This window comes from Acinetobacter sp. 766875, assembly GCF_000582055.1.
GTDB lineage: Bacteria > Pseudomonadota > Gammaproteobacteria > Pseudomonadales > Moraxellaceae > Acinetobacter > Acinetobacter nosocomialis.
Genome location: NZ_JEXX01000006.1, coordinates 83,118 through 106,316 on the forward strand (window position 1 = coordinate 83,118; position 23,199 = coordinate 106,316).

A 23,199-nucleotide genomic window follows, 5' to 3' on the forward strand; every position below is an offset into this window, starting at 1 on the left:
AAAATTAAAGAAGCTTAAGCTAAAAAACTTTAGAGTCAGTTGTCGAGCTTTGCGTGCCAAATTGTATTAAGTAATATAAGTATTTTTATTTTAAATCTATTTTTAAGTTGAAAAGATCTATAATGAATTATTACAGCAGTAAGTTTAATTTTTAAGCTTTTAATAAGTTTCAATTAATATATTGTTTTTTTGTGTTTATATGAGTCACCAGACTCTACTATTCTATGATTATGGCAAAGCAATTTTTTCAGTCTTGGCTTCCTTCTCCAGAGAAAGTTTCAAATATGAAATTTTTAAGGATTTTTGGGCAAAAAACCCTTAATCCAGTGCTTTGGTATGTCAACCGTAAATCGATTACAAGAGCGGTTTTTGTAGGAACATTTTTTGGTTTACTGCCTATTCCATTTCATAGCGTTTTTATTGTGATGGCCGTATTGCTGTTTGAGGTGAATTTACCCATCAGCCTAATGCTTGCTTGGCTTAGTAACCCTCTCACATTAGTTCCTATTTTATATGTTGGATTCTGGTTTGGTTCGCATATTTATCATGTACATATGATCAATAAAAAGATGCTCCTAGGCGTACTTCATCAGATTTCTAGATGGATTACTCATTTGGGTCATGGTCATATAGATTTCAGCCTCGCTAAAATTTTAATGACCGGGCTTATAGTTGAAGCTTTTGTCTTTGCAATCATACTGTACATAGTGACTGAAGTTTTCTGGCGTTGGATGGTCATCCGAAATTGGAAAAGTAGAACTGGTCATAAAAGACAAGAAGATGCCCTATAAGAACCCATCTTCTTGCCTATAGTTAAATTATTATTTTGGTAGTTTAGATTTCATATATTCTTCTGCCACATTAAGCACATAGTCTTGGCAAGCCTCTCCTGTACCAGGATCATACGCTCCATTATTAGTAATATTATTAGATAAAATCCGAATTCCTAAGAAAGGAACATTAAACTGACTTGCGATTTGTGCAACAGATGCTGCTTCCATTTCCTCAACAGAAGTACCATAACGCTGATGGAAAAATTGAATTCGGTCAAGCTCATTATTCCACACATCTGCCGAGCCAATCGTTCCTTCGACTACCTCACCTTTATCATAACGGACTTTATGCGCCGCCATTAATAGCTCTTGATCACCTTCAAATTTGCGTATTGCGATCGGTTCTGGGTCAGATTCATCTGTTGGCAAAACATCAAAGGCCTCAACCCATGTAAGTGAGTTTGAACCGCCACCTAATGGCTCTTTAGGCGTTCTAAACGCACCAATATTGGTTGCATATTTTCCTAAAACAATGTCATAAACGTGTAGATCTGGGTCATGACCACCTGCCGTCCCCTGATTAATAATTGCAATCGGCTTATAGCGCTCAATGGCCAAAGCTGTTGCAGCAGCAGAGTTACTCATGCCCATGCGTGTTTTAGAAATCACCATTGGGTAACCATTGTAAGTTCCTTTCCAGAATGTCCACCCCCCTACTGTTTCAACAGTCACATTCTGTAATTTAGAAGCCATCTGTTTTGACTCTACAGGTAAGGCGCCTTGAATAATAATCGGCTGTAATTTCTGTTTCTGCTCTTCAACTGGCGTTGTTTGGGATACTGTTGAATGATCGTCGTTGCATCCAACCAAAAATAAAGCGCTACATAAACTGATAACGCCAAAAGTATATTTAAATTGCATTTCTCACCTATTTCTTTTTAAAAGCGTAAAGTAGCAATCTATATGCCAATTTCAAGTTCAGCTTTGTTATTTAGATTCAGTAATTTAATTTTTTCTTTTAACCAACCAATAAAAAACCCAGCTTAAAGCTGGGTCAGTTGAATCAAAAGATTCGTTTATCATCACGCGTGCGTTGAGGAATTTTTTCAATTTGTTGCCACACAGCTTTAGCAATATCAATGTAGCTATCAGCTGCGTCATCCATTGCTACAACACTTGGTTTACCCTCATCAGCATGTTTACGTATTTGAGCATTTAAAGGCAAACGACCTAATAATGGAATATGGTATTGCTCGGAAAGCTTATCACCACCACCAATGCCGAAAATTTGTTCTTCATGTCCACAATTCGAGCAAATATGAGTCGACATATTTTCAACTACACCCACTACAGGTATGCCAACTTTATTAAACAGCTCAATTCCTTTGGTCGCATCCAGTAAAGCAACATTTTGCGGTGTAGTAACAATAATTGACCCTGTAACCGGAATACGCTGTGCAAGCGTAAGTTGAATATCACCGGTACCCGGCGGCATATCAATCATGAGTACATCTAAATCTGGCCAAAGTGTTTGGTTAAACAATTGCATTAAAGCACCGGTTGCTTTTGGTCCACGCCATGCAACAGGAGTATTGTTGTCGCCTGTTAAATGTCCAATAGAAAGCACAGCCATACCATATGCCTCCAAAGGTACAAAATTTTCACTTTCAATAAGAGGTGTTTTGCCTGCATTACCCAGCATGGTTGGAATACTTGGGCCATAGATATCGGCATCTAATACCCCAACCTTAAGCCCCATTTTCTGTAAGGCAAGTGCTAAATTGACAGTAGTTGTTGACTTACCAACTCCACCTTTCCCAGATGAAACTAAAATGACGTTTTTAATCCGAGGATGAAGTGGAACATCTCTTTGTTGTGGAGCAGCTTTTTGAATCGGAGGATTGTTTGGATCTGGCTCAGATTTAGGTGAGGCATCAAGCACAGGAGGTAAGTTCGCACTTTCTTTAGGCGCTTTAGATGAGCAGCCTTGGCCTGAACTTTCTTGAGCAGGACGTTTTTGTTGAACTACATGTAGGTTAAGTTCTTCAATACCACACTTTTGCAAAGCTCCAGCCAAATCATCATGAATTTGTTGCAAATACTCTTTTTCATCTGGAAAGGTATTAATGGTGAGTTGTAAAACTCGGCCTTGTACCTGAAGCTGACTAATGCGCTCTTTTAAGGCATCTTTTGAATGAGGTAGTAAATAGTTTTGGAGTACGGTTTGGATTTCATCTTCTTTCACTTCTTGTGCGGGTGAAAAAACAGACTTTAATGAAGAAAGCCAAGACATATTGTTTACTCCAAAAACAGATCATTACAGCTTGTTGGAGCTAGTGTAACAGTATTGATCCGCACTCGCTCAACTCGAAATGAATAATTGCTAATTTTAAAGCCTCATCATTTGAGTGAGGAGCACGAATTTTTGTTTAAATCAGCTTATTCAGCAGAATCGTGATTTTTCAATTTATTGAGTTTATCTGTTGCCGTTTTCTTCAATTCATCAAACTTTGCAGTTGCTTGAGTTTTTAACTCATCTAATTTTGATGCAGCCTCTTCCTTTAATTCTGCTGCTTTTGCTTTAGCATCATCAAGTTTATGAGCTGCTTCAGTTCGCAGGTGATCAAATTTGTCTTGCAGACTATGCTGAGCATCATCAAGTTTGCTCTTCAAATCACTGGCTTTCTCTTCCACTGCTTCTTTTGCAGCAGCCTGTTTCTCTTTTAAATTATCCTTCAAATCATCTAAGGCTTTTTCACCTTGGGCTTTTGCATCTGCTGCTTTTGCCTTTAGTTCATCTACTTTATCTTCAACAGCTTCTTTACCAGCAGCCTGTTTCTCTTTTACATTTTCTTTTAAATCTTCCAAGGCTTTTTCACCTTGCGCTTTTGCATCTGCTGCTTTTGTTTTCAATTCATCTACTTTATCTTCAACTGCTTCTTTGCCAGCAGCTTGTTTCTCTTTTACATTTTCTTTTAAACCGTCCAAAGCTTTTTCACCTTGTACTTTTGCATCAGCCGCTTTTGCCTTTAATTCATCTAATTTATTTTCAGTAGTCATCGTTGTTATCCTCATCGTTAATTAAAAAAATTACCTGAATAAGTTATTAGTTATACATCGTTATGGCTTGTTTTCTGACCGTAACTGCAATTTGAAACAAAGACAATACAGGAAGATTCAAATATTTTTTGATTTGTTTATCTGTTCTAAAGAGAAATCCTTTCTGGCTTTAGGCCCATTTCTGTAGCTACCTCTTCTCTTTAGACAAAGATTATTAATCTTTGCTTATCTCCCTGCATCAGTTAAAATCTTCCACCTTATAAATACGAATGAGAGAATGAGATCCGTGCGTAAAATTTTAGTCACCAATGCCCTCCCTTATGCCAATGGTCCAATTCATATGGGTCATTTACTCGGTTATATCCAGGCAGATATCTGGGTTCGTGCCATGCGGGCAATGGGTCATGACGTGACTTATGTATGTGCGGATGATGCTCACGGTACAGCGATTATGCTACGTGCCGAAGCAAATGGTATTAGCCCAGAAGAGCAAATTGCGAATGTTCAAAAAGAGCACATTCGTGATTTTGACGGTTTTGGCGTACATTTCGATCATTATGATTCAACTCATAGTGATGCAAACAAAGCTCGTTCAACAGATATCTATATTAAAAACCGTGAAGCTGGAAATATTGCAGTTCGCCCTGTAACTCAATTATTTGATCCAGAAAAAGGTATGTTCTTGTCTGACCGTTTCATTAAAGGCACATGCCCGAAATGTAAATCAGAAGATCAATACGGCGACTCATGTGAAGTGTGTGGTACAACTTATAACGCAACCGAATTACTTAACCCGCGTTCGACTTTAAGTGGTGCAACACCTGTTGAAAAATCATCAGATCACTATTTCTTTAAGCTTCCAAACTTCTCTGAATATTTACAGAAATGGACGCGTGATGAAGGTCGTCTACCTCTTTCAATTGCCAATAAATTAGACGAATGGTTTGAAGCGGGTTTAGCAGACTGGGACATTTCTCGTGATGCACCATATTTTGGCTTTGAAATTCCAGACGCCCCAAATAAATATTTCTATGTGTGGGTAGACGCCCCAATCGGCTATATGTCTAGTTTTGAAAACTACATCAAAACTAAGCGCCCAGACTTAAACTTTGATGATTTCTGGAAAAAAGATAGTCAAAATGAAGTTTACCATTTTATTGGTAAAGATATTGTTTACTTCCATGCTTTATTCTGGCCTGCGATGCTTGAAGGCGCGAACTATCGCACTCCAACGGGCTTGTTCGTAAATGGTTTCTTGACTGTAAATGGACAAAAAATGTCTAAGTCTCGCGGTACTTTCATTAAAGCCGAGACATATTTACAGCATTTAAACCCAGAGTATTTACGCTATTACTTTGCTTCTAAACTTTCAGATAAAGTTGAAGACTCTGACTTGAACCTTGATGACTTTGTTCAGAAAGTCAATTCAGATCTAGTTGGTAAAGTCGTCAATATTGCAAGTCGCTGTGCGAAGTTCATTAATAGTAGCTTTAACAATACGCTATCAAGTACATGTGCTGAATCTGAGTTAGTACAAAGCTTTATTGATGCCGGTGATTCAATTGCTAAAGCATATGAAGCACGTGAATTCTCTACAGCCATTCGTGAAATTATGGCGCTTGCTGACCGCGCAAACCAATATATTGATGAGAAAAAGCCTTGGGCTCTTGCTAAACAAGAAGGTCAAGAACAACAAGTTCTTGATGTCTGCTCTGTTGGTATCAACTTATTCCGTCAACTCGCAGTGTACTTGGCGCCAGTTCTTCCAACCTTGGCGAAGCAAGTTCAAGATTTCTTAAAACTTGAAAGCTTCGATTTCGAGTCACGTAAACAAATTCTTGTAAGCCATGAAATTGCGCAGTTTCAGCCTCTTATGCAGCGTGTTGATCCAAAAGCTGTTGCGGCTATGGTTGATGCTTCTAAAGAGTCTTTAGGTGCTCCAGCTCCACAAGCAACTAAAGCAACAGCAAAAAAAGAGAAATCTGCCGAGAAAAAAGCAACCCCTACTCCAGCAGTGGGTGAAGCTGAAATTATCGGTATTGAAGATTTCTTAAAAGTTGACTTACGTGTTGCTCAAGTCGTTGAAGCAGGTACAGTTGAGGGTTCAGATAAATTGCTACAACTGACGTTAGACGTAGGTGAAGCTGAACCACGTAATGTATTTAGTGGTATTCGTAGTCAATATGCGCCTGAAGACCTAAAAGGTAAGTTGGTTGTTATGGTTGCCAACCTTGCACCACGTAAAATGCGTTTTGGTATTTCAAACGGTATGGTACTTGCTACTGGAAATGGTGAAGGTATTTTCATTATTTCTCCAGATAGTGGTGCAAAACCTGGCGATAAAGTGTCTTAATTTGCCTTCATAAAAAAGCTCCCTAATTTGGGAGCTTTTTTTAACTATAAATTTTCTAGAAACATCTATAAGAAGATTTAAATTATGTCCATGGCCGCCCTTCACAAGGGTTACTAAGTAAAACGTGTATATTCCCCAATTCCTCATTTGTTAAATAACCATTCTTATTTTTATCTAAATAATGAAATAGTTCTGTTTGCTTATTCTCTCCCTGAAAACGCTTATCCGTAGGCCAACGATAAGGATAGAAATCTTGTACCTGTTGAAACTCTTTTAAGCTGTACAAACCATCATGATTTACATCATATTTTTCCTGAAAAAGCTTCCAATCTAAAGATGCAGGCTCACAGGCACTTACTACATTTAAAATGCAGTAAGTGATGCAGCCTATGAGTAACTTAATAGTTAGATTGCTCATGATTGTTGGCTTGTAAATCAGAAATTTTGTAATCTTTTTCATGAACAGGAGTACCAACTATGCTCATAGTCCGCTCATTGGCTGGCTGTTGCTTGCTCATTGTTCTCATCTCACATCCTGTCGTTAAGATAAGAAAAGCTACAGAAATGCTCACTATTAATTTTTTCATAGCGTGACCCTCATTTCTTTTTGTTTTATTTATTAAGTTACCACTTTTTAAATGGTTAAGAACTAAAAAAGATATTTCAATTTGTATATATTTTACTCAAAAATAAAGCCAGTCTATAAATAGCTGGCTCTGCATTTTTTAGATATTTTAATTAAAGACTTATCATTTGAAGAAAATTAACTTTAAGCCCAATATACTCACAATACTTCCAGCTACGCGGTCAACGCCAGTTTTTGCTTTTAGGTACATTGTTCTTGGCTTCTCTGAAGATAGCAGCATTGCAACACATGAATACCACCCCGCATCGATCATAAAACAAATCACTGGCAATGCAACATAGTAATAATTTGGGATTTCTTTGGGCAATAAAGCAGTAAATACACTCGCCAATACAACAGCAATTTTCGGGTTACTTAACTGTGTAATCAGGCCATATCGATATGCCTGTTTATAGGTCATTTTTGATTTGCCATCATTTTCCATGGCAATTGGTTCTTTGGCATGTTTGATAATTTTAAAAGCAAGCCAAAGTAAATACAGTCCACCACCAATTTTTAAAATTAGATAAGCTGAAGGCACTGCCAACAAAACTGCCTGCAATCCCATGACAGCTAAAAAACCAAAAAGAGCAGCCCCCGTACCTGTACCTAAAGCAGTAAACAAACCATGTTTACGTGATTTAGAAATTGAATTTTGTGCTACATAAATAAAGCTCGGCCCAGGGCTTATTGCTCCAAGCATCAATGCCATCGCAATTGAAAAAAGAGGAATAAGGGACTCAAACATTGTATTGACCTAGCATCATGCAATTTGGCGATATTCTAGCAGCTTTTTATGACACATATAAAAATGGAAAAATATAAATGATAAAAATTGAATTTTCATGTTTTTACAATTTATCTCTTCACAACGGACAAAAATGTCCGTTAAATATATCATCTTTAAATCTCCCCCAATCCATGACATGAGTAAGCGTCAAAAAATTGCAGCCCATAATCGGGATGAATTACTCACTGCAGCCGAAGAATGTTTCCGTATTCATGGCATTAATGTGCCTTTACAAGTTGTCATTGACCATGCAGGTGTAGGTAGAGCAACCTTTTATCGAAACTTTTGTGATCGAAAGGCTTTAATTAGCGCTCTTTTAGAGCGCGCGATTACACAGCTAGAGCAAAAAGCTGCTCATTTTCAACAATTCGAGGATGGATTATTTCGTTTAATTGAAGGACATATTGCACAGCTTCCCAAACTCGCAATTTTGCAAGATTTTTGGAGAGTGATTGATCGACAAGATCCAATTATGTTAAAAATTTATGAAAGGCGAAATAATGCACTTAAACCACTGATTGAAAATGCGATAGAACAAAAATTGTGTCGAGCTGATCTGACTGCTAATGACTATGCAATGGTCACTGCAATGTTAGGTTCTTCATTTCAAGGACATGAGCCAGAAGAACAGACTCGCTTAGCAAAACGAGCAATTGAATTACTATTTAATGGTATCCAAATACAAAAAATTCGAGGGATAGAATGAGTAAAACGCCTCGTTATTTAGAAACACCACCCGACTGGACACCAGAGGAACAACCGACTCTACCTGGTTCACCAGCAGCGATTGCACATTCTGTACCTAAACGTTTTATCTATTTTTTCATTGGCTTATTCGTTGCTCTTTCGGCAAGCTTAAGTAATGGCTTTATCACGGCAAATTTGCCTTTAATTCAAGGTGAGTATGGCCTAACCCCTTCCGAAGCTGCATGGCTGCCTGCTGCATATGTTATGGCAAATGTCAGTTCAAACCTGATTTTGTTTAAGGCCCGTCAACAATATGGTCTGAGAGTATTTTCAGAAATAGGTCTCGTCATTTTTATTGCGGTTCTTGTTTTACATATTTTTGTACATACCTATGAAATGGCGCTGTTCGCACGGGTTGTAGCTGGTTTAGCAGGTGCACCACTAAGCTCCTTAGGTATGTATTACACCATGCAAGCTTTTAAAAAAGCTGACATGGCAAAAGGTATATACATTGCCTTTGGTTTTCAGCAGTTAGGTGTTCCTCTCGCTTGGATTATTTCTCCATTTCTTGTTAGTACAGACAGTTGGTCTGTTCTATATACCTTTGAGCTTGGTTTAGCACTTTGTTGTTTAGCCATGGTTGTTTCATTGAAACTACCACGCAGCTTACGTATTTATGTGTTTGAGAAGCAGGATTTCTTTACCTTTGCTTTACTGGCTCCTGGTTTTGCATGCTTATGTATTGTGCTTACACAAGGCCCAATTCTGTGGTGGTTTAATAGCGAATGGCTTGCTTATATATTAATTGCAGGTTTTAGCTTAGTTGTTTTAGGTTTACTTTACGAACACTACCGTGCCAATCCATTAATTATGACACGTTGGTTAGGTACTGCTTCGACACTACGTTTTATTTTTGGTGCTTTTGCGATTCGGCTTTTAATGTCAGAGCAAAGCTATGCTGCTGTTAACTTCTTAAAAGCCATGGGAATGGGGCCTGATCAGTTTGTACCTCTTTATGTTGTGATATTTATCGGGATTTTAAGCGGAACATTATTTAGTGCACTGACTTTTTCACGCGAACGAATTATCTTCCACTTACTTTTTGCAGAGTTCTTGATTCTGGTTGCCTGTGGACTAGATTATCACTTAACCAGTGATGTTCGACCTGTGAACTTTTTTGCAAGTCAATTCTTAGTGGGTTTTGCAGGTGGTTTATTTATTGGGCCATTACTGCTTATTGGCTTTGCTCAAACTTTAGCAAAAGGTCCTTCATATGTAGTGACTTTTATTGTGCTGTTCTCTGCAACTCAAACCTTTGGTGGTCTGGTCGGGTCTTCTTTCTTCTCGACCTATCAACAACACCGCACGCAAAACTATCAAGTCGAGATTATTAAAGATTTAGAACAATCCGACCCGTTAGTTTCTCAAAGGCTCTCCACTTATCAACGTAGTGCAGCCATCACAACAAATGACCCGGCATTACAAACGGCTCAGGCCATGCGCACACTCAATCAAGTGGTCACCCGTGAAGCACAAGTGCGTGCCTACAATGATGTTATTGCGTTAAACGGTATTTTTGCTATCGCATTGCTCTTATGGGGTGGATTTAATATTGCCCGTAGTAAATATCTACAACGCAGAGGAATTAGCCGTCCTTAATGGCTTTCGTTATTGATGAAACAGAAATTGAGATTGATATATGTCAGATGATCAAAATAAACCGGAACAAAGCCCTGCTCAAACATCTAATAATGAGCCAACACCTGCACCTGCACCTGCACCTGCAAGCAAACTGATTCCAACAAAACGCTCAACCCTCTTATGGATGTTAGGTGTTCTTATTATTGGTATTTTAGTGATTTTATGGGCATGGAGAATTGGGCCTTTTGCAACGAGTGTACAGCAAACAGACAATAGTTATGTCAAAGGTAAAACCACTGTTTTATCTTCACAAATTAATGGTTATGTTAAAGATGTATTAGTGAAAGACTTTGACCATGTTAAAAAGGGTCAAGTATTAATGCATATTGACGCCACTACTTACGATCAAAAAGTAGCACAAGCGGCTTCAGGCGTTGAACAGGCTAAAAATACTTTAGCCAATCAAACCCAATCAATCGCACAAAAACAAGCTGATATTGTTGCGGCGCAAGCCAAAGTAGATCAGGTGAAGGCTCAATACGAACTCTCTTTAGCACAGCTTAGACGCTATCAGCAGTTAGGAAATAGTGGTGCAGCCTCTAAATCTGAGCAAGATAAAGCCGCAGCAGACGCCGAAAATAATCTCGCAGCCCTTAAGCAAGCAGAAGCTAATGTATTAGTTGCAAAAGAGGCTTTAAAAACCGCACAGGTCGCAGAAGCAGGTTTAGAAGCACAAGTTTCTAGCGCTAAAGCACAATTAGATCAAGCACAAACCACCAAAGACTATAGCGTTATTGTTGCCCCTATGGATGGTCAACTTGGGGAAGTAAATCCTCGTGTTGGGCAATATGTCGCAGCAGGTTCACAGTTGCTGTACTTAATTCCACAACAAACTTGGGTGATTGCTAACTTTAAAGAAACCCAAATTGCCAATATGCGAATTGGACAAAAAGCATGGTTTACAGTGGATGCGATGAACCACAAAAAATTTACAGGACATGTTGAGCAAATTTCGCCTGCTGCAGGTTCCGAGTTCAGTGTGTTAAAGCCAGACAATGCGACAGGTAACTTTACTAAAGTTGTGCAACGCATAGCTGTACGTATCACCATCGACCCAAATCAGGAAGGAATGGAACACTTACGTCCTGGTATGTCAGTGATTACTTCTGTCGACACAAGCTCTTAATCAGCTTTTTAAAGTTCTCTTTAAAAAGTTACAATGTGATCATTCATTATTTTTCTCAATTTCTAATGTTTGATCACATTGCCCAACCTATTTCTTACCAGCACATTGAACTCCCATCATCTGTTCATCTCGACATTAAACGTTTAGATCTCGTCCATCCTCAAATTTCGGGCAATAAGTTTTTCAAATTAAAATACAATTTACTTGCCGCAAAACAACAAGGACTATCAAATATTTTGACTTTTGGTGGCGCTTATTCAAATCATATTGCCGCAACGGCCTATGCAGCTCATATTTTTGGCTTAAACAGTATTGGAATTATTCGTGGTGAAGAGTTAACGAATAAGCCGCTTAACCCCACTTTGGAAAAAGCACAAAATTTAGGAATGCAGCTACATTTTGTCTCACGCAATGAATATCGTTTGAGAGATGATGAAAAATTTCTTCAACAGTTAATTCAACAGTTTCCTGAAACATACATAATCCCTGAAGGCGGCACCAATAAGTTAGCAGTTCAAGGTTGTCAGGAAATTCTTAGTCAGAGTGATTTAGAGAAATATGATGTGATTTGCTGTGCGGTAGGAACTGGCGGAACAATTTCAGGTCTTATTGAAAAAAGTTCAACACATCAAAAAGTCTTAGGATTTTCAGCTTTAAAAGGCGACTTTTTACAACAAGAGATTCGTCAGTGGACTAAAAAACAAAATTGGTCGCTAACAGATGCTTATTGCTGCGGTGGTTATGCCAAAACGTCACCTGAACTATTTGCATTTATTAAAGGTTTTGAAGCGCAATATGCCGTGCCTCTTGAACCAATCTATACGGGAAAAATGATGTTCGGTTTATCCGACCTTATAAAAAATAATTACTTTCCTGTAGGAACTCGTATTCTCGCTATTCATTCTGGTGGCTTACAGGCAGATATAAGAAATAAAACGGACCAATAATTCACTCTTTTTTAGTTAACGTTTTCTCTACCATCATAAATGTCTTTAGCACGAGTAAGGGCTGACATGGTAGTATATGCCCCTTTTTAATTTTCACGATTAATCGAGAATCTCTTATGTCTAACAGTCATGTCGATGTCATTGTCTTAGGTGCAGGCGCTTCTGGACTCATGTTGGCTGCACATGCTGCTAAACGAGGACGCTCGGTTTTAATTTTAGAAAAAGCCAATAAAATTGGTAAAAAGATTTTAATGTCGGGTGGAGGTAAATGTAACTTTACCAACCTCTATGTAGAGCCTGACAACTATATTTCTCATAATCCACACTTTGTCATTTCTGCCCTGTCACGCTATAGCAACTGGGACTTTATTGGTCTGGTGTGTGATTATGGAATTGCCTATGAAGAACGTAAACACGGCCAATTATTTACCCTAAACGGCGCTAAAGAAATTTTAGAGATGTTGGTGAGCGAGTGTAATAAAACCAACAATGTTGAAATCCATACCCATTGTGAAGTTGGACAGATTGATCCATTAGAACAAGGCGGTTTTTCTGTACACACCAACCAAGGGCGATTTAGCTGTGAGTCATTAGTCGTTGCTACAGGCGGTTTATCCATTCCGACTTTGGGTGGCTCTGGTTTGGGCTATGAACTAGCACAAAAGTTTGGACATACAGTTTTCCCAACCCGCGCTGGTTTAGTTCCATTTACTTTTTCGGATCATATCAAAGAAGTCACCACACGCTTGAGTGGTAACGCTTTAGATGTCACGTTAAGCAATTCAAAAAATAGCTTTACTGAAGCGTTATTATTTACCCATCGTGGATTAAGTGGGCCAAGTTCTTTACAGCTTTCTAACTACTGGAATACCGGTGAAAGTTTTAAAATTGACTTTTTCCCAAGCCAAGATTTAACGTCTTATTTAAAAGATAAAAAGAAAGCCCAGCCTAAAGTTTTATTACGTACCCTTCTTAATGAGTTTACTGCGAAAAGTATTGTACAAGAGCTACAACAACTCATATGGCCAGAGCACGGCGAAACGGCGATTGGTAATATCAGTGATGCACAGCTAGAACATATTGCCGAGCAGTTACATGGTTTTTCAGTTAAACCATCAGGCACTGAAGGATATCGTACTGCCGAAGTTACCTTAGGTGGAGTTGATACAACCGAAGTTTCATCTAAAACACTCGAAAGCAAAAAGCAGAAAGGACTGTTCTTTATTGGAGAAGTACTTGATGTGACCGGACACTTAGGAGGCTATAACTTCCAATGGGCTTGGTCTTCTGCTTATGCAGCAGCACAATATGTTTAAATGATAAATAAGCTAATTTGATGCTTTCGAATCATTGGATGATTTTTCAGAATCATGCTTATGGCTTGTTGTCTGTTTTGATGATTCGGATTTGCTAAATACAAATTTATAAGCACTTGCTAAAAAACCAACGGTAATCCCAGCAATTACAACAGGTGCTAAAAAACGACCAGGTTTTTTCATCGTATTTTCCTCACTTATTTGTTTTTATAGCTGTCAAAGACAGAACGACCACTCAATATAGAGTGGTCGAACTTATCACAAAAATCAAAGATTTTTTGTACTGTTTATCTGAAAATTAGTTACACCTACTAAATTTCATCATTTTCGCCAGTAGAACCAAACGGTTTATTTACTGGTGGTTGTGATGGATTTACTTGTGCAGAATCAGCTGGTTTTGCATCCGATGAAACTGTTGTTGATGGTGCTGTTGTAGTCGTTGACGGAGTTGAAGCCGAAGACGTACTTGCTGTTGTAGTAGAAGCTGGTTGATATAAAGGATTTGGTTGATTAGCTTCTTTTTTCGCTTTATCAAGCAAGTCAGACAGCAATCTTTCAGCTGGTTGACGACCACCTAAACCAAATGCAAGTGCGAAAGCCACTGCAACTGCACCTAGAGTTAAGCCAAATGCAAGGTTCACAATCGAATCAGCAATACCCATCGCTTTTAAACCAAGCGCAAGGACTAAACCAATAATTAAGACACGAACCAAACTACCTAACCAACGTGAACTATTATATTCACCGCGTTGCACCACATTTGCCACAACATTGGCAAGCCAGAAGCCAATAACCAAAATTACAGCGCCCAATAGAATGTTTGCACCGAAATGGATAAACATTGCAATTAGACCACTAATCTGTTCAAAACCAAGACGGTCAGCAGCTTCTGAAACTGCAAACAGCATCGTAAAGAACACGATTAACCAACCCACAGCGCCAGAAACTTTAGTTTGACCTAAAAAGCGTTGTACATCTAATTTTGCAGGGATTTCATCAACACCTGTTCCCGCAATGAGTTCGGCAACCAAGCGTCCAACAAAACGAGAAACAATATAAGCAACCAGTAAAATTAAGCCGGCAGCGATAATGTTTGGAATCGCTTGCAAGATTTCATTGAGCATTGCTGTCGCTGGCTGAGAAATAGTCTCAATACCTAAAGCTTCAAATGCCACAATTAATGTCGTAATGATAATAATGGCAAAAACAAAAGAACCTAAGAATTTGCCTACATTTGAGTTTTTGAAAAGACCGATTTTTTCAGCTTGTGCTTGAACGCCTAAGCTATTGATTAGGCCCTCAACAATACCGCGTACAATTTTTGCCAAGATATAACCAACAAAAACGATAACGCCAGCAATAAAGATATTTGGTAGGAAGGCGATTGCCTCATTCACCATATTTTGAACAGGAATAAGTAAACCTGTTAATCCTAAGATTGAGAGAACAATAGGAAGGAAAAGTAATAATACAAGCCAGTAAAGAATTTCACCAATATTCTGGCTAATTCCCCCTACCCCTACTTCACTACTTAACTTGTCATCAAGTTGCGTTCTGGATAGCACATTGGTAATTCCTGCCCGCACCAGTCGAGCAACGATCCAGCCAATGAAACCCACTACCACGGCAGCAATGATATTTGGAATATAGACGAGTACCTGATTCACCATATTGCTAAATGGCCCACTCACTCCACTAATGTTGAGCACATTTAAAGCGGCAACAACAGCAAGAATCAGAATAAACCAGAATATGACTTTGGAGACGAGGCCTTCTATGTTGGGAGTACGTCCTGTAGCTGAAGATAATTTGGCATTTGTATTTAATTTTTGCAGAAGTTTTTTTACCCCTGCCGCAACTAATAAAGCGATTATCCAGCCAACCAGTAAGATGACAATTGCAGCTAAAATAGGATGAAACTGATCCCAGTAATACATCGCATCAAACTGAGCGCCGCGAGGCCCATTAAAAAATTCATTCATATTGTTATGTCCTCAATTGTTATGTTCTTTTCAGTGTTATCAATAAATGAAAAACACCAGTTCGTTGTAAAAAATGACGATAAATGCGGTCTATGTCACCTTATGTTTTGAATATTTTTCAATCAACATTCTTCTGCATAAATACAACAAATTGATGCAAAAGATTGCAAAAAAAGCCTTCAGGGCACATCCTAAAGGCTTTCTATAGATATATACTGGTGAGCTTACTACCCTTTGTAAGTTTTCAAATCAGAATTACCCATCATGACGTGTGGTGTAGTCTCATGTTGAAAAGCCGCTTCTTGTTTTGGTGATTGGTTATGTTCAGCAACCATATAAACAATAAGCGCAAGAAGAAAAAGCCCTACAATAATTAAAATATAAACTGGCAATCTTCTTTTTTTTGCAGTCTCTTCAGGACTCGTCACATGAGGTGGTTTTGAAAAATCATGCATCTTCTTTCCCCTCTTCTATTATCATTAACTTTATATTCATCATAACAATTTGATTTGTTGCATTGTGTGAAAAAGCATTATGCGAAGGTGACTAGGTTTGCAAAACTCTACTTTAAAAAAAATATTTTTAGTATAAAATTTAGCCACTTTATTTTTGACTATATAAAAAATATTCTGACTTTATTCGAATTCTTTTGCGAAGTTGGATTTGTAATACAATATGTTTTAGCGCTTACTTTTTATAAAATAGGCTATAATAAGCCCCCTTGTTTTAAAGCTACTCAATCTTATGATGTATCGTCAGCAAAGCGTAACTCTTGATCTCGACACTGACGTCACACATCAATGTTATTTACATCAGACAAGAGATGACCATCTCATTGGTATTATTGAATTTAATAAGCCAAGCTATGAGCTCAAATGGGGTGATCTTGAGTATTTCCGTCGCCGTACCGAAGAGTTCTCGGTTATGCCATTCCCTGAATGTGTTAATGCGATGATTGTTGATATTCGTAATATCAATGTATTTCTGGACAACGAAGTGCCTATTTTACCATGGCGTTTACTTGAAGAAGACTGCCCTGTTCGTTTGGTTGTTCCTCAAGATCGTCTTGAATATTATGCGGGCCTGTTTGAGCCAACTTGGCTTTCAACAGATGTAGACAGTGCAATTTCAGAAATTCGTGAATTTATGGATATGTTTGTCCATTAATAAACATATCCATAAAAATTCTCTTAAAATATTTTTACTTTCGGTTTTTACCAATAATTCTCTACTGCAATATTTCCCTCACCACGACGATTCATCGTCAAACCGCGGCGTTTTAAAGCCTCTTTCGTATCGTCAACCATTTGTGGGTTTCCGCATAGCATGACATGACTGGTTGCTGAATTAAGTTCCAGACTTGCTGCTTTTTCTAACTCACCATTTTCAATTAATATCGGTAAACGTTCATGCAACGGCGCAGATGGATCTCGGGTAATAATTGGAATAAATTTAAAACCTACATGCCCTTCGCCAAAAGTTTCGGCAATCTCTTGAATACGGTCAACATAAGCCAATTCATCTGCTGTACGTACACTGTAGACCAAATTGATCTTTTGATAATTAGACCAAGTTTCAAAGTCTTGTAGCATCGACAAAAATGGAGCCAAACCAGTACCTGTTGCCAATAACCATAAATCATGCGGTAAAGGTTGCTGATAACGCGCCAAAGTCAGATAGCCATATGGAATTTTTTCTAAATATAGCTCATCACCGACTTTCAAGTGCTGTAGATTCGAGGTGAAGGCACCGTCTGGTACAACAATTGAGAAGAACTCTAGCGTTTCATCAAATGGAGAAGACACCACCGAATAAGCACGAACAACCAGTTCCTCCCCCACCTTTAAACCTATACGCGCAAACTGACCTGCGGTAAATTTAAAATGTGAAGGGCGAGTCATGGTAAAGCTGAAAAGTGTTGGGGTCCAACGATGAACAGATAAAACTTTTTCTACGCTAAATTTTTCAATTGACATGATTTCAACGTGGCATGAAATAGTGCGCTCATGTTAGCATGACAGCCGAAATAATGAATACTTTTAAACGTTAAGGCTTTTAAACATGCGGATGACATTACGCCAGTTGGCTGTTTTTGTAGCAGTCGCCCAAGAAGGAACCGTTACTAAAGCCAGTGATGCGGTCAGACTGACGCAAAGTGCAGCAAGTATGGCTTTAGCTGATTTAGAAGACGGCTTAGGTGCTCCTTTGTTTGATCGTTTAGGGAAGCGCTTACAACTAAATGATCTTGGACGTTTTTTACTTCCACAAGCATTAGAGATATTAGGGCGCTGTGAAGCTTTTGAACAAGCTGCAAAAGGTGAGTTACAAAGCATTGACCTTCGTATTGGGGCGACCCTAACTATCAGTGACTATTTAATGCCTGATTTAATGGCTAACTTTTTACAGCGTCATCCGCAAGCACATTTACAACTTCAAGTAGGTAACACACGCCAAATGATTGAAGCTGTGAATCAGTTCCAATTAGATTTAGCTTTAATTGAAGGTTCTTGTCACTTACCTCAACTCCAATGTATTCATTGGCGCGATGATGAATTAGCAGTGTGCTGTTCACCAGATCATCCCTTAACACGTTTAAATCGCCCACTTACGCCTCAAGATTTTCATGACATAGAATGGATATTACGTGAGGAAGGTTCTGGTACTCGTGAAGTCTTTGATAATGCTATTTTGCAAGATCTACCCGATGCCAACATTCGCTTAACGCTTGGTCACAATGAAGCAATCTTAAAAATAGTGGCAGGGGGTTTAGGAATGTCTTGTATTTCTAGATTAGCAATTGAACCTTTAAGTGAAAAAGGTCAGCTCGTCATTTTAGATACACCATTTTGGCAACTGACCCGTCCGCTTTATATGCTGGTGCATCGCCAAAAATATCAAGGTCCGGGCCTTAAAGCATTTTTAAAATTCTGCGATGAAGATCAGGCTTAAAGCCTGATTTTCTAATGCCATCGTGAGTCATTTTCACACGGCTCACCGTCATGATCACCATCCATTTTAGTGTTCGGACAATTTCTTACAAACCAACGTGCTTCTTCTAAAGAATGCATTTGCGAACAATACTCACGCCCATCACACTGAAAAACTGATGTTTCATCATTTACTCGTTCCGGGACTGGAGCTGTTTGAGAAGCAACTGTTTGAGGAGTAAATGCTAAAGCCTTTTTCGTTTTCTCAGATAGTTGAATATCCGGCAATTTACCCAAAGCTGCGCGCTGTGCTTCGATAATCTTCTTCTGTTGCTGTATTAATAATTGCACTTTTTCATGTGATGCACGTTGTTGAGCCTCCTGACGATAGTGCAATACCATAAAACTCACACACGCAACAATGACTAAGACAATAACGGTAAATATACTGATGTATTCACTTGGACTCAGCTTGAATTTGCTGCGTTTGGCTTTTCCCCGTTGATTCATATTTCCCCTTTTTTTTAATTTTATTATTCGTTTTAAGAAAATTAAGGGAAACTTATATCTCCCTTAATTCTAAATCTCTTAATTTTTTTAAACACCAACCAAAGTAATTGCTTAATACATTATTTAAGTAATTTTAATGCATAAGACTTAGTTCACCTAGCGTCGGAAATTTGACAATAACTCACTGGTGATCGCTTTATTGTGTTCCGAAATTTTATTTTTTTTAGTTTTTGCAGGGTTTGGGTCAACACGCTCAATTTTGATCGCTTTAAATTTCCCCTGATTATCCGCTGCAAGAAATCTTACTTTTTCATTTCTTTTTGGCTCACCTTCTGATGCAGGGAAATCAGAAATATGAAAGAAAATATCTCCTTCAGTGGTTGAAATAAAACCAAATCCCTTATCGGCGTTATATTGTTTTACTCTTCCAACATAAAACTCTTGCTTCATGATCTTTCCCCTATTTTTTCCCATCCAATCGTTGCGGTAAATAAAAAGAGACTTTCAATTCCGCTCTTAAAAAAATATACGGTTTGATGAAGTCTCTTTTTATTGCTATGTCAAAAATTAATCTTTTTGAACACTACCAAAAATCTTGTCGCCAGCATCGCCTAAACCAGGAACAATATAACCATGTTCATTTAAGCCATCATCAATAGATGCAGTATAAAGCTGAATATCGGGATGTGCTGCTTCTACTTTTGCAATTCCTTCAGGAGCTGCAACTAACACCATAACACGAATATCTTTACAACCACTTGCCTTTAGCACATCAATGGCAGCAACTAAAGAATTACCCGTTGCTAACATTGGGTCAATAATCATCGCAATACGGTTCGCCACATCTGGAACTAACTTTTTATAGTAAGTACGTACTTCTAACGTAGCCTCATCACGTTCAAGACCTAACACACTGACTTTGGCACTTGGAATCAGGTTAAGTACGCCATCAAGCATACCAATACCTGCACGTAGAATTGGTACAATCGTTATTTTTTTACCAGCAATACGCTGAGTAGTAACATTGCCAGCCCAACCTTCAATCTCACAATCCACAACTGGTAAATCTTTGGTTGCTTCATATGTCAATAACATAGTCACTTCTTGAGCAAGCTCACGGAAATTCTTAGTACTGATGTCAGCACGACGTAATAAACCTAATTTATGACGAATAAGTGGGTGACGAATTTCTTGAATGGCCACAGATGTTACCTAAAAATATAAAAACGTATTTATTATAATCTTTTTTTAACTATCAATAAAAAAAAGCCTCCATATTTGGAGGCTTTTTTGTACACAAGAATTATTGCTGTTGTGAAAGCATGAAATGTAATGGAGATAAAATTTCTGCTTTTAATGCCAAATTAATCATTGGATCTGGATATACACCCAAAATAATCACTAATGCAGCAGCAGCCAATACCATTAAACCACCCACTTTTTGTCCCCAATGTGCATCAGCATCAATACGAGGAGTTTCAGGTGGAGTCATATACATAACAACCATCACACGTAAGTAGTAATACAAACCAATACCACTACCTACAATAATCATTGCAGCTAAGAACCAGTGTTGAGTCGTTACAGCAGCCATAACAACCAAGAACTTACCAATGAAGCCCGCTGTTAATGGAATACCAGCCAAAGATAACATCATGACTGTTAATGTTGCTGTAAGTACTGGACGGCGCCAGAACAAACCACGGTAGTCTGCAAGGCTTTGAGCTTCATCTACGTTGTTATATGGGCTAGACATTAACGCTACTGCACCAAAGGCACCAATAGTGGTTAATACATAAGTCACCACATACACAGTTACACTACCTAAGCTCGCATATGTCATGCTAATTAAAGCAATTAACAAATAACCAAAGTGAGCAATAGATGAATAACCTAAAATACGTTTTAAGTTCACTTGACGAACAGCGAGCAAGTTACCGACTAAAATTGACAATACGGCAATGATTGTCAAAACAGTCACTAGCGAGTTCACCATGATTGCGCCAGAAGCAAGCAAATAACGTACGAACAAACCAATAGTCGCAACCTTAGCAGCAGTCGCTAAGAAAGTTGCCATTGGAGCCGGTGCACCTGCATATACATCTGGTGTCCATTTGTGGAACGGTGCAAGCGATAATTTGAATGCAACAGCAAAGATAATAAGTGCTAAACCTAATAACACCATTGGCTGTTTGATTGCGCCAAATAAAGCTTGAACAGAATCATAGAATGAAAGCGAACCAGTGTAAGCGTAGATATACGCCATCCCCATCAACAACATTGCAGAAGCTGTTGCAGAAAGTACAAGGTACTTAATACCCGCTTCAAGCGATTGGCTACGTTGATATGTATAAGCAAGTAAGCCATATACAGGAATCGACATTAACTCAAGGCTAATGAAGAAAGATGCATAATGAGAACTTGCAACCATCAACATTGCACCAGCTACAGAAGCAAGTAACAGAAGATAGAGTTCTTCGCGGTTGTCTTTATAAGTCTCGATATAAGCATGAGACAAAGTACAACAAGCCAATGATGCAACTAGAATCATGAACTGATAGAACAAAGTAAATGGATCAACCATAAACATGCCCATCACATTTGCCGGTACAAATTTACCGCCAAATAGTTCTAGCAAGATATAAAGTGCAGCAAGGTTTAAACCGACAACAGAAGTTGTTGCGATTAAATTATGGTTACGTTTAATTGAAATTAACAACATGACGACGACTGTTGTCAAAGCAACAATCATCACCGGTGCTAAAGGCATAAGCGTAGAGAATGATACTGTGAAGTTCATGATTATTGGATCTCCACATGGTCAAGTTGAGTAGCTGTTTGCTGAACAGTTTCAACGACTTCTTGTACTGGCACATAACTATTGACCAACCACTGCATACTTGAATGAGATACATCCAAGAATGTTTGCGGGAAGATACCAAGCCAAACGAGACCAATCGCACAAATCATCAAAATAACAACTTCACGAGCAGATAAGTCTTTTAATGGACTAGTGTAGTGTTGCTTTTGTTCAGGGTTTGGCTCACCAAATAAAGCACGGTGAATCAAGATCAAGCCATATAAACCTGCAAATACAAGGCTGATAGAAGCAAGAATCGTGAAGGCAGGATATTTATTGAATGAACCCATCAAAATCAGGAATTCACCAATAAAGTTACCTAAACCTGGCACACCAACAAGAGCAGCTACGAAGAACATTAAGAAGAATGGTAAGTATTGGAGTTGACCACGAAGACCACCCATCAAACGCAAATCACGTGTATGCAAGCGCTCGTAGATTTGACCAGACATAATGAACAATGCAGCAGATGACAAACCATGTGCCAACATCATGATCATTAAACCTTGGAAGGTCAAAATATTACCTGCATAGATTGCAAGTAAAATGAAGCCCATGTGTGAAATCGACGTATACGCAAGTAAACGCTTCATGTCAGTTTGCTGGTAAGCACACCAAGCGCCGTAGAAAATACCAATCAAACCGAAAATAATCGCGATATCTGCAAACTGTGCAGAAGCTGCCGGGAAGAATGGAATTACAAAACGGAGCAAACCGTACGCTGCAGTCTTAATCAAGATACCAGCCAAGTCTACAGAACCCGCTGTAGGAGCTTGAGCATGCGCATCTGGTAACCAGCCATGCAATGGGAAAACTGGTAACTTCACTGCAAAACCGATAAAGAAGCAGATCATGAAACCATACGCGAAGCCAGCAGGTAAACGATTCGCTACAGCTAATAAATAGTTGTAATCAAAACCGATCATACCAGTCATCATGTAACCATAGACCACAAGGCCAAGGATACCGATTAACATCACTAAACCAGCGATTTGTGTATATAAGAAGAACTTAGTTGCAGCGTAAACACGTGAACGGCCGTTTGAACCCTTATGACCCCATAATGCAATCAAGAAGTAGATTGGTACAAGCATCATCTCCCAGAAGAAGAAGAATAGGAACAAATCAATTGCCAAGAACACGCCAATAACGCCACCTAAACTCCATAATAAGTTTAAGTGGAAGAAACCAACATTCTTTTGAATCTCGCCCCATGAACATCCAACAGCAAGTACACCCAGTAAAGCTGTTAACAACACCATGAGTAAAGACAAACCATCCACTGCTAAGTGAATGCCAATACCAAGAGACTTAATCCACGGTAAATAGAACTCGGCTGACCAAGTTGGGACTTTCGAGCCCAACTCGTAGCTATAAGTACCATTTTGCCAAAGTGCAAGACCTAAGCCCAAGGTAATGAGCATACCAATTAAGGCAATCCAGCGTGGCAAAGTTTTGTCGAGTTTATCGACTAACCAACAAGTAAAACCTGCAATGAACGGAACAAGGATCAGCGCGGGTAAAATTAAATTGTTTTCCATT

At 38.7% G+C, this 23,199-nt stretch carries 24 protein-coding genes; 9 read left to right on the top strand and 15 right to left on the bottom strand.

Going from position 1 to position 23,199, the window contains the following annotated elements; all coding sequences use genetic code 11:
• Positions 1 to 224 precede the first annotated feature (224 nt).
• Positions 225 to 791, top strand: coding sequence for a DUF2062 domain-containing protein (locus tag J576_RS07660; protein WP_025467844.1), 567 nt, complete (start codon positions 225 to 227; stop codon positions 789 to 791).
• A gap of 30 nt (positions 792 to 821) precedes the next feature.
• On the opposite strand, the gene J576_RS07665 is transcribed toward J576_RS07660, so the two are convergent.
• The 3 genes from J576_RS07665 to J576_RS07675 form a co-directional block, all read right to left on the bottom strand.
• Complete coding sequence (locus J576_RS07665) at positions 822 to 1,694, bottom strand: 5'-methylthioadenosine/S-adenosylhomocysteine nucleosidase (RefSeq protein ID WP_002050438.1); 873 nt, start codon at positions 1,692 to 1,694, stop codon at positions 822 to 824.
• A gap of 142 nt (positions 1,695 to 1,836) precedes the next feature.
• Entirely contained in the window at positions 1,837 to 3,066 is a 1,230-nt protein-coding gene (gene apbC / locus J576_RS07670) for an iron-sulfur cluster carrier protein ApbC (RefSeq protein WP_002050328.1), read from the bottom strand.
• Positions 3,067 to 3,212: 146 nt separating this feature from the next.
• Positions 3,213 to 3,761 (bottom strand): hypothetical protein, encoded by a 549-nt coding sequence (locus J576_RS07675; RefSeq protein WP_050560290.1) that lies wholly within the window; start codon positions 3,759 to 3,761, stop codon positions 3,213 to 3,215.
• A gap of 358 nt (positions 3,762 to 4,119) precedes the next feature.
• Between J576_RS07675 and metG the strand changes: the two genes are divergently transcribed.
• A complete protein-coding gene (metG, locus tag J576_RS07685) occupies positions 4,120 to 6,186 on the top strand; it encodes a methionine--tRNA ligase (protein ID WP_002050387.1) in 2,067 nt (688 codons plus the stop codon).
• An 82-nt stretch (positions 6,187 to 6,268) separates the two neighbouring features.
• Here the strand turns inward: metG and J576_RS07690 are convergent, their stop codons facing one another.
• The 3 genes from J576_RS07690 to J576_RS07695 form a co-directional block, all read right to left on the bottom strand.
• Complete coding sequence (locus J576_RS07690; RefSeq protein WP_002050345.1) at positions 6,269 to 6,604, bottom strand: EF-hand domain-containing protein; 336 nt, start codon at positions 6,602 to 6,604, stop codon at positions 6,269 to 6,271.
• A complete protein-coding gene (locus J576_RS20315) occupies positions 6,585 to 6,773 on the bottom strand; it encodes an NF038215 family lipoprotein (protein ID WP_022575896.1) in 189 nt (62 codons plus the stop codon). Before J576_RS20315 ends, J576_RS07690 begins: the two co-directional genes overlap by 20 nt.
• 162 nt (positions 6,774 to 6,935) lie before the next feature.
• Positions 6,936 to 7,559, bottom strand: a complete 624-nt coding sequence (locus J576_RS07695; RefSeq protein WP_002050276.1) for a LysE family translocator — start codon at positions 7,557 to 7,559, stop codon at positions 6,936 to 6,938.
• A 178-nt stretch (positions 7,560 to 7,737) separates the two neighbouring features.
• On the opposite strand from J576_RS07695, the gene J576_RS07700 reads away from it, so the two are divergent.
• The 5 genes from J576_RS07700 (at position 7,738) to J576_RS07720 (ending at position 13,378) form a co-directional block, all read left to right on the top strand.
• Positions 7,738 to 8,307 (top strand): TetR/AcrR family transcriptional regulator, encoded by a 570-nt coding sequence (locus J576_RS07700; RefSeq protein WP_022575897.1) that lies wholly within the window; start codon positions 7,738 to 7,740, stop codon positions 8,305 to 8,307.
• Entirely contained in the window at positions 8,304 to 9,947 is a 1,644-nt protein-coding gene (locus tag J576_RS07705; protein ID WP_002050275.1) for an MFS transporter, read from the top strand. Before J576_RS07700 ends, J576_RS07705 begins: the two co-directional genes overlap by 4 nt.
• Positions 9,948 to 9,987: 40 nt before the next feature.
• Positions 9,988 to 11,115, top strand: a complete 1,128-nt coding sequence (locus J576_RS07710) for an HlyD family secretion protein (RefSeq protein ID WP_002050331.1) — start codon at positions 9,988 to 9,990, stop codon at positions 11,113 to 11,115.
• A 65-nt stretch (positions 11,116 to 11,180) separates the two neighbouring features.
• Entirely contained in the window at positions 11,181 to 12,062 is an 882-nt protein-coding gene (locus tag J576_RS07715; protein WP_002050330.1) for a 1-aminocyclopropane-1-carboxylate deaminase/D-cysteine desulfhydrase, read from the top strand.
• A 116-nt stretch (positions 12,063 to 12,178) separates the two neighbouring features.
• Positions 12,179 to 13,378 (top strand): BaiN/RdsA family NAD(P)/FAD-dependent oxidoreductase, encoded by a 1,200-nt coding sequence (locus J576_RS07720; protein WP_002050461.1) that lies wholly within the window; start codon positions 12,179 to 12,181, stop codon positions 13,376 to 13,378.
• 12 nt (positions 13,379 to 13,390) lie between these two features.
• Here the strand turns inward: J576_RS07720 and J576_RS19630 are convergent, their stop codons facing one another.
• The 3 genes from J576_RS19630 to J576_RS07735 all read right to left on the bottom strand — a co-directional run bounded on the left by J576_RS19630 (position 13,391) and on the right by J576_RS07735 (position 15,815).
• Positions 13,391 to 13,561, bottom strand: a complete 171-nt coding sequence (locus tag J576_RS19630; protein ID WP_000742883.1) for a hypothetical protein — start codon at positions 13,559 to 13,561, stop codon at positions 13,391 to 13,393.
• A gap of 128 nt (positions 13,562 to 13,689) precedes the next feature.
• Positions 13,690 to 15,360: a mechanosensitive ion channel gene (locus J576_RS07730; RefSeq protein WP_002050337.1), complete on the bottom strand. Its 1,671-nt coding sequence runs from the start codon at positions 15,358 to 15,360 to the stop codon at positions 13,690 to 13,692.
• 227 nt (positions 15,361 to 15,587) lie between these two features.
• Positions 15,588 to 15,815, bottom strand: a complete 228-nt coding sequence (locus J576_RS07735) for a hypothetical protein (RefSeq protein ID WP_002050410.1) — start codon at positions 15,813 to 15,815, stop codon at positions 15,588 to 15,590.
• A 292-nt stretch (positions 15,816 to 16,107) separates the two neighbouring features.
• On the opposite strand from J576_RS07735, the gene J576_RS07740 reads away from it, so the two are divergent.
• Positions 16,108 to 16,527, top strand: a complete 420-nt coding sequence (locus J576_RS07740) for a hypothetical protein (RefSeq protein WP_170318166.1) — start codon at positions 16,108 to 16,110, stop codon at positions 16,525 to 16,527.
• A gap of 47 nt (positions 16,528 to 16,574) precedes the next feature.
• Here the strand turns inward: J576_RS07740 and J576_RS07745 are convergent, their stop codons facing one another.
• Entirely contained in the window at positions 16,575 to 17,336 is a 762-nt protein-coding gene (locus J576_RS07745) for a ferredoxin--NADP reductase (protein WP_002050307.1), read from the bottom strand.
• 85 nt (positions 17,337 to 17,421) lie between these two features.
• Between J576_RS07745 and gigC the strand changes: the two genes are divergently transcribed.
• The gene (gene gigC, locus J576_RS07750; RefSeq protein WP_002050411.1) at positions 17,422 to 18,309 is read left to right on the top strand and encodes a LysR family transcriptional regulator GigC; all 888 of its coding nucleotides are present in this window, start codon (positions 17,422 to 17,424) and stop codon (positions 18,307 to 18,309) included.
• An 11-nt stretch (positions 18,310 to 18,320) separates the two neighbouring features.
• Here the strand turns inward: gigC and J576_RS07755 are convergent, their stop codons facing one another.
• From J576_RS07755 to nuoM, 5 genes are all read right to left on the bottom strand, one after another.
• The gene (locus J576_RS07755; protein WP_228128191.1) at positions 18,321 to 18,797 is read right to left on the bottom strand and encodes an excalibur calcium-binding domain-containing protein; all 477 of its coding nucleotides are present in this window, start codon (positions 18,795 to 18,797) and stop codon (positions 18,321 to 18,323) included.
• A 156-nt stretch (positions 18,798 to 18,953) separates the two neighbouring features.
• The gene (locus J576_RS07760) at positions 18,954 to 19,247 is read right to left on the bottom strand and encodes a cold shock domain-containing protein (protein WP_002050402.1); all 294 of its coding nucleotides are present in this window, start codon (positions 19,245 to 19,247) and stop codon (positions 18,954 to 18,956) included.
• A gap of 117 nt (positions 19,248 to 19,364) precedes the next feature.
• Positions 19,365 to 20,000 (bottom strand): uracil phosphoribosyltransferase, encoded by a 636-nt coding sequence (gene upp, locus J576_RS07765; RefSeq protein ID WP_002050313.1) that lies wholly within the window; start codon positions 19,998 to 20,000, stop codon positions 19,365 to 19,367.
• Between the two features lie 100 nt (positions 20,001 to 20,100).
• A complete protein-coding gene (gene nuoN / locus J576_RS07770; protein WP_002050422.1) occupies positions 20,101 to 21,597 on the bottom strand; it encodes an NADH-quinone oxidoreductase subunit NuoN in 1,497 nt (498 codons plus the stop codon).
• A gap of 2 nt (positions 21,598 to 21,599) precedes the next feature.
• Positions 21,600 to 23,198 carry an NADH-quinone oxidoreductase subunit M gene (gene nuoM / locus J576_RS07775; protein ID WP_002050326.1) on the bottom strand — a complete coding sequence of 533 codons (1,599 nt, stop codon included), beginning with the start codon at positions 23,196 to 23,198 and terminating at the stop codon, positions 21,600 to 21,602.
• Position 23,199 lies beyond the last annotated feature (1 nt).

Bases quoted from the DNA above. Each gene is read 5' to 3' on its own strand.
- J576_RS07660 (WP_025467844.1), top strand. From the start codon at position 225: ATGATTATGGCAAAGCAATTTTTTCAGTCTTGGCTTCCTTCTCCAGAG.
- J576_RS07665 (WP_002050438.1), bottom strand. From the start codon at position 1,694: ATGCAATTTAAATATACTTTTGGCGTTATCAGTTTATGTAGCGCTTTA.
- apbC (WP_002050328.1), bottom strand. From the start codon at position 3,066: ATGTCTTGGCTTTCTTCATTAAAGTCTGTTTTTTCACCCGCACAAGAA.
- J576_RS07690 (WP_002050345.1), bottom strand. From the start codon at position 6,604: ATGAGCAATCTAACTATTAAGTTACTCATAGGCTGCATCACTTACTGC.
- J576_RS20315 (WP_022575896.1), bottom strand. From the start codon at position 6,773: ATGAAAAAATTAATAGTGAGCATTTCTGTAGCTTTTCTTATCTTAACG.
- J576_RS07695 (WP_002050276.1), bottom strand. From the start codon at position 7,559: ATGTTTGAGTCCCTTATTCCTCTTTTTTCAATTGCGATGGCATTGATG.
- J576_RS07700 (WP_022575897.1), top strand. From the start codon at position 7,738: ATGAGTAAGCGTCAAAAAATTGCAGCCCATAATCGGGATGAATTACTC.
- J576_RS07705 (WP_002050275.1), top strand. From the start codon at position 8,304: ATGAGTAAAACGCCTCGTTATTTAGAAACACCACCCGACTGGACACCA.
- J576_RS07710 (WP_002050331.1), top strand. From the start codon at position 9,988: ATGTCAGATGATCAAAATAAACCGGAACAAAGCCCTGCTCAAACATCT.
- J576_RS07715 (WP_002050330.1), top strand. From the start codon at position 11,181: ATGTTTGATCACATTGCCCAACCTATTTCTTACCAGCACATTGAACTC.
- J576_RS07720 (WP_002050461.1), top strand. From the start codon at position 12,179: ATGTCTAACAGTCATGTCGATGTCATTGTCTTAGGTGCAGGCGCTTCT.
- J576_RS19630 (WP_000742883.1), bottom strand. From the start codon at position 13,561: ATGAAAAAACCTGGTCGTTTTTTAGCACCTGTTGTAATTGCTGGGATT.
- J576_RS07730 (WP_002050337.1), bottom strand. From the start codon at position 15,360: ATGAATGAATTTTTTAATGGGCCTCGCGGCGCTCAGTTTGATGCGATG.
- J576_RS07735 (WP_002050410.1), bottom strand. From the start codon at position 15,815: ATGCATGATTTTTCAAAACCACCTCATGTGACGAGTCCTGAAGAGACT.
- J576_RS07740 (WP_170318166.1), top strand. From the start codon at position 16,108: ATGTATCGTCAGCAAAGCGTAACTCTTGATCTCGACACTGACGTCACA.
- J576_RS07745 (WP_002050307.1), bottom strand. From the start codon at position 17,336: ATGTCAATTGAAAAATTTAGCGTAGAAAAAGTTTTATCTGTTCATCGT.
- gigC (WP_002050411.1), top strand. From the start codon at position 17,422: ATGCGGATGACATTACGCCAGTTGGCTGTTTTTGTAGCAGTCGCCCAA.
- J576_RS07755 (WP_228128191.1), bottom strand. From the start codon at position 18,797: ATGAATCAACGGGGAAAAGCCAAACGCAGCAAATTCAAGCTGAGTCCA.
- J576_RS07760 (WP_002050402.1), bottom strand. From the start codon at position 19,247: ATGAAGCAAGAGTTTTATGTTGGAAGAGTAAAACAATATAACGCCGAT.
- nuoN (WP_002050422.1), bottom strand. From the start codon at position 21,597: ATGAACTTCACAGTATCATTCTCTACGCTTATGCCTTTAGCACCGGTG.
- nuoM (WP_002050326.1), bottom strand. From the start codon at position 23,198: ATGGAAAACAATTTAATTTTACCCGCGCTGATCCTTGTTCCGTTCATT.